Source organism: Pseudomonas sp. UBA7500 (assembly GCF_002478435.1).
Classification (GTDB): domain Bacteria; phylum Pseudomonadota; class Gammaproteobacteria; order Pseudomonadales; family Pseudomonadaceae; genus Aquipseudomonas; species Aquipseudomonas palmensis.
In genome coordinates, this window is record NZ_DLNW01000011.1 from 6,524 (window position 1) to 11,328 (window position 4,805).

The window sequence follows — 4,805 nt, forward strand, 5'->3', positions numbered from 1 at the left end:
TTCAACCGCAAGGAAGCCAAGGCACACGGCGAGGGTGGCAGCCTGGTGGGCTCGCCACTGGCAGGCGACGTGCTGATCATCGACGACGTGATCACTGCCGGCACGGCCATCCGCGAGGTGATGCAGATCATCCAGGGCCAGCAAGCCAGGGCGGCGGGCGTACTGATCGCGATGAATCGTCAGGAGCGTGGCAACGGCGACCTGTCGGCGATCCAGGAAGTGGAGCGTGACTTCGGCATTCCGGTGGTCAGCATCGTATCGCTGACCCAGGTGCTGCAGTTCCTCGCCGATGACCCGGCGCTCAAGCAGCACTTGCCGGCCGTCGAGGCCTACCGGGCCCAGTACGGTATCTGAGGCAAACAAAAAGGCGACCCGCGGGTCGCNNGGCCTTGCCGGCGGATGCCTCAGCGCGGTTCGTGATTGGTAATCAGGGTACCCACGCCGCTGTCGGTGAAAATTTCCAGCAGCACCGCATTCGGCACGCGGCCGTCGATGATGTGCGAGCTGTGCACGCCGCCCTGTACTGCTTCCAGTGCGCAACGGATCTTGGGCAGCATGCCGCCGTAGATGGTGCCGTCCGCGATCAGTTCGTCAACCTGCTCGGTGGTCAGGCCGGTGAGCACGGTGCCCTGCTTGTCCATCAGGCCGGCGATGTTGGTCAGCAGCATCAGCTTCTCGGCCTTGAGCGCTTCGGCCACCTTGCCTGCCACCAGGTCGGCGTTGATGTTGTACGACTCGCCGTTGGCGCCCACGCCGATTGGCGCGATCACCGGGATGAAGTCGCCCTTGACCAGCATGTTCAGCAGGTCGGTGTTCACCCCGACCACTTCGCCCACATGGCCGATGTCGATGATTTCAGGGCTGGTCATCTCTGGCGTCTGGCGGGTGACGGTGAGCTTCCTGGCGCGAATCAGCTCGGCGTCCTTGCCGGTCAGACCGATGGCGCTGCCGCCATGACGGTTGATCAGGTTGACGATGTCCTTGTTCACCTGGCCGCCGAGCACCATCTCCACCACGTCCATGGTCTGCGCATCGGTGACGCGCATGCCATCGACAAACCGGCTTTCGATGGACAGGCGCTTGAGCAGGTCGCCGATCTGCGGGCCACCGCCGTGCACCACCACCGGGTTGATGCCGACTGCCTTCATCAGCACCACGTCGCGGGCGAAGCCGGTCTTGAGCTCTTCGCTCTCCATCGCGTTGCCGCCGTACTTGATCACCAGCGTCTTGCCGACAAAGCGGCGGATGTAGGGCAGCGCTTCGGACAGTACCTGGGCGACATGGGTGGCGGCATCACGATCAAGGGTCATGCAGGGCTCCAGTTGGAACAAGGGGTCGGTCAGAACGTTGGTTGCAGATCAGGGGCTGCGCGCTTGAGCTGGGCAAGGAACACGTCCTTGATTCGCTGCAGCTCGGCTTCGCTGTCGGCCTCGAAGCGCAGTACCAGCACCGGCGTGGTGTTGGAGGCGCGAACCAGGCCCCAGCCGTTGGGGTAGTCGACCCGTACACCATCGATGGTGGTCAGGTTGGCGTCTTGGCCCCAGTCGGCGTCGCGTTGCAGTGCCTCAATGATGCTGAATTTACCCTCGTCCGTCACATCAATGTTGATTTCAGGGGTACAAATATCGTTCGGGAACGCCGCGAACAGCGTTTCGGCATCGCTATCGGCCTTGCTCAGGATCTCCAGCAGGCGCGCGGCGCTGTAGATGCCGTCGTCGAAACCGTACCAGCGCTCCTTGATGAAGATATGCCCGCTCATCTCGCCGGCCAGCAGGGCGCCAGTCTGCTTCATCTTCTTCTTGATCAACGAATGACCTGTCTTCCACATCAGCGCGCGGCCGCCGTACTGTTCGATCAGCGGGGTCAGGCGGCGGGTGCATTTGACGTCGAAGATGATCTCGGCGCCCGGGTTGCGCGCCAGCACGTCCTGGGCGAACAGCATCAGCAGGCGATCGGGGTAGACGATGTTGCCGGTGTTGGTCACTACGCCGACACGGTCGCCGTCACCGTCGAAGGCCAGGCCCAGGTCGGCGCCGCTTTCCTTGACCTTGGCGATCAGGTCCACCAGGTTTTCCGGCTTGCCCGGGTCGGGGTGGTGGTTGGGGAAGTTGCCGTCGACCTCGCAGAACAGCGGGATCATCTCGCAGCCCAGCGCCTCGATCAGCTGCGGGGCGATCACCCCGGCGGCGCCGTTGCCGCAGTCCACCACCACCTTGAGCTTCTTCGCCAGCTTGATGTCGCCGGTGATCTGGGTGAAGTAGCGGTCCAGGATCTCGACCTTCTCGACGCTGCCTTCGCCGCGGGTGAGGTCGTTGGTCTGCAGGCGAATCAGGAGGGCCTGGATCTGCTCATTGGCCAGGGTGTCGCCGGCGATGACGATCTTGAAGCCGTTGTAGTTCGGCGGGTTGTGGCTGCCGGNNGAGCATCACCCCGGACTTGCCGGCCAGCACGTTGGCGGCGTAGTACAGGGCGGGCGTGGGCACCAGGCCGACATCGCTGACCTTGCACCCTGCCTCGACCAGGCCCTTGATCAGTTGCTCGACCAGCATCGGGCCGGACAGGCGACCGTCGCGGCCAACCGATACATGCGGCTCGCCCTGGGCCAGGCTCTGTGCACCGATGGCGCGGCCGATCCAGTAGGCGGTTTCGGCGGTGAGGCCTTCGCCGACCACACCTCGGATATCGTAGGCGCGGAAGATGCTGGCGGGGAGGTTCGGGGTCATGCGTTCCATGTTGCTCACCTGGGGAAACTCCAATTGGAAGGGGCTATGTTGGGTCGACGGTCGCATGCGCTGCAGGCACCCGGCGCGCCGCGCGGCTAAAGATGTCCGGCTTTGACGGCATTTTCGACATAGAGTTCTTGAGCCGGGCGATTCATCCGTCGATCACCTCTGGAAGATCGCCCCGGGCTGAAAGTGCAGGCTCCATGCATCGTTGAAGGTCCCTATCGGGGTTATTGCCGGGCTATCACTTTCGCCTGCGCTGGCCAGTACGGCCTGAGGGTCGTCGAACACACCTTGCACGAGGCTGGCCTTGCCGATTTCCGGCATGTCTATTTTCAGAGCAGCACTTACACGTTGCAGCTCGAAAGTCATGAGCAGCACGGCCTGCACCGGGCCTGTCGCACTGCCTCGAATGGGCGTGACACTGTGGATATGCAGTTGCCCGTTGGTCGGGTGGGCCTCCAGGTTCGGTGGTACCCCGCGTTCGGCTCGTCCGATCATGTCCAGCAATGGCGGGCTGAGTGAGCGGTCGTGGAGGCTCTCGCGCCTGGCCTGGCCGGGCGTGAGCAACCGACTGCTGACCAACCCTTCGAGGTAGCTGAAGTCGTCCAGCACCTGGCGCGCCTGGCGGGCGTCAGCCGCCTTGGCAGCGGCAAGCAGGGCCGGATGGCGGGCCACGGTGTCGACCTCGGACACCAGACGGGCGATCTGCTGGTCGAGCGCAATGACCAGCCCGAAGGCCGGAAAATACGTCTGCAGGTTACGTTGCTCGCGTTGCAGAGGGATTACCAGCGTCAGCCACACCGCGAGCCCGGCGACGAGCATGCCGGCCAGGCCCCAATACAGGCCTGGCAGCAGGGCTCGCGCGTTGTTCAATGGCTGCCCGAATGGCCGAAGCCGCCAGCGCCACGCTGGGTTTCGTCGAAGGTTTCGACGATGTCGAAGTGCGCCTGTACCACCGGTACCAGCACCAGTTGCGCAATGCGCTCGCCGATGGCGATGGTGAAAGGGGTCTGGCCGCGGTTCCAGCACGACACCATCAGCTCGCCCTGGTAGTCCGAATCGATCAGGCCGACCAGATTGCCCAGCACGATGCCGTGCTTGTGGCCCAGGCCCGAGCGCGGAAGGATCAGCGCGGCCAGGCCCGGGTCGCCGACGTAGATCGACAGGCCGGTAGGGATCAGTATGGTCTGGCCCGGCTCCAGGACGGTCTCTTCCTTGAGCATGGCGCGCAGGTCGAGGCCGGCAGAACCGGGGGTGGCGTATTGCGGCAGCGGGAATTCGCTGCCAAGGCGCGGATCGAGAATCTTGGCTTGTAAGGCGTGCATGCAGAGTTAAACCTGGTTGAGACGTTCGGCGATGAAGGCTACCAGCTGACGGGCGATCTTGCCCTTGCTGGTCTGTGCAAAGAGTGTTGCTTGAAGTTGGCGATCGATCACGCTGCAGGCGTTCTCCTCGCTGTTGAAGCCGATGCTGGGGTTGGCCACGTCATTGGCGACGATCAGGTCGAGGTTCTTGTCCTTGAGCTTGCGCGCGGCGTAATCGAGCAGGTGTTCGGTCTCGGCGGCAAAGCCGACGCTGAACGGGCGGTCGGGGCGGGTGGCGATGGTGGCCAGAATGTCCGGGTTGCGCACCATCTGCAGCAGCAGGCCGTCACCTGTCGTAGGGTCTTTCTTGAGCTTTTGCGGGGCGACGACTTCGGGGCGGTAGTCCGCAACCGCAGCCGATGCGATGAACACATCGCACGGGATCGCCGCTTCGCACGCGGCGAGCATGTCCCGCGCGCTCACCACGTCGATACGGGTCACCCGGTCGGGTGTGGGCAGGTGCACCGGCCCTGTCACCAGGGTTACCCGAGCACCGGCTTCCACCGCCGCTTCGGCCAGGGCAAAGCCCATCTTGCCCGAGCTATGATTGGTGATGTAGCGCACCGGGTCGATGTTTTCCTGGGTCGGGCCTGCGGTAATCAGCACGTGCTTGCCGGTCAGCGACTGGCGCTTGAAGGTTTCGGCGGCGCACCAGGCCAGGTCGGTGGCTTCGAGCATGCGGCCAAGGCCCACGTCGCCACAGGCCTGGCTGCCG

At 64.1% G+C, this 4,805-nt stretch carries 4 protein-coding genes and 2 pseudogenes; 1 reads left to right on the forward strand and 5 read right to left on the reverse strand.

Annotated elements, in window-relative coordinates:
• Positions 1 to 354, forward strand: a pseudogene (gene pyrE / locus B4I46_RS06810) (orotate phosphoribosyltransferase); the annotation flags it as partial.
• Positions 355 to 404: 50 nt separating this feature from the next.
• Here the strand turns inward: pyrE and argB are convergent.
• The 5 genes and pseudogenes from argB to coaBC form a co-directional block, all read right to left on the reverse strand.
• Positions 405 to 1,310, reverse strand: coding sequence for an acetylglutamate kinase (gene argB, locus B4I46_RS06815; protein ID WP_043859860.1), 906 nt, complete (start codon positions 1,308 to 1,310; stop codon positions 405 to 407).
• A gap of 29 nt (positions 1,311 to 1,339) precedes the next feature.
• Positions 1,340 to 2,717, reverse strand: a pseudogene (locus B4I46_RS06820) (phosphomannomutase/phosphoglucomutase); the annotation flags it as partial.
• 168 nt (positions 2,718 to 2,885) lie between these two features.
• Complete coding sequence (locus B4I46_RS06825; protein ID WP_043859858.1) at positions 2,886 to 3,599, reverse strand: hypothetical protein; 714 nt, start codon at positions 3,597 to 3,599, stop codon at positions 2,886 to 2,888.
• Positions 3,596 to 4,051 (reverse strand): dUTP diphosphatase, encoded by a 456-nt coding sequence (gene dut, locus B4I46_RS06830; protein ID WP_043859857.1) that lies wholly within the window; start codon positions 4,049 to 4,051, stop codon positions 3,596 to 3,598. Before dut ends, B4I46_RS06825 begins: the two co-directional genes overlap by 4 nt.
• 6 nt (positions 4,052 to 4,057) lie before the next feature.
• The coding region (gene coaBC / locus B4I46_RS06835; protein ID WP_286899240.1) for a bifunctional phosphopantothenoylcysteine decarboxylase/phosphopantothenate--cysteine ligase CoaBC at positions 4,058 to 4,805 on the reverse strand (748 nt) is incomplete at its 5' end.

Bases quoted from the DNA above. Each gene is read 5' to 3' on its own strand.
- argB (WP_043859860.1), bottom strand. From the start codon at position 1,310: ATGACCCTTGATCGTGATGCCGCCACCCATGTCGCCCAGGTACTGTCC.
- dut (WP_043859857.1), bottom strand. From the start codon at position 4,051: ATGCACGCCTTACAAGCCAAGATTCTCGATCCGCGCCTTGGCAGCGAA.